This is a genomic window from Sinomonas mesophila (assembly GCF_001999765.1).
GTDB classification, from domain to species: Bacteria; Actinomycetota; Actinomycetes; order Actinomycetales; family Micrococcaceae; genus Sinomonas; species Sinomonas mesophila.
Map to the genome: position 1 here is coordinate 1 of NZ_KV908335.1, position 403 is coordinate 403.

At 59.6% G+C, this 403-nt stretch carries 1 protein-coding gene; it reads right to left on the reverse strand.

The window, feature by feature from the left end:
- Positions 1-144: 144 nt before the first annotated feature.
- Positions 145-345 carry a Flp family type IVb pilin gene (locus tag BV907_RS11365; protein ID WP_077489854.1) on the reverse strand — a complete coding sequence of 67 codons (201 nt, stop codon included), beginning with the start codon at positions 343-345 and terminating at the stop codon, positions 145-147.
- Between the last annotated feature and the right edge of the window lie 58 nt (positions 346-403).

The window sequence follows — 403 nt, forward strand, 5'->3', positions numbered from 1 at the left end:
CGAACTCGACGGCCACAGCGCCGCGCTCCCGGCGCCTATGGGAGTTGCTTTTCATGGTTCCCCCGAATCGCTGTAAAGGAAAAGGCGTGGCGGGCTATAAGACTGCTTCTCTGCGCTATCGCCCGCCACGCATTGCGCTCCTTGTTAGAGCGTGCCGATTGTGGTGCCGACGCTGGTGAACATGCCTGCGATCGCCGTGCCGAGCGGTCCCACAGCGATCATGACGACCACGGCGATGAGGGCGACCATGATGCCGTACTCGACCATCGTCGCTCCCTTCTCCTTCTCGCCCTTGCCCGTGATGTCGTTCCAGAACATCTGAAGGGAGACCAGAAACTTGTCCATGACTTTGTCCTTTGCATTTGCTGGTGCGGTGAAATTCGGTTCCTTTGAGCGGCGTCCC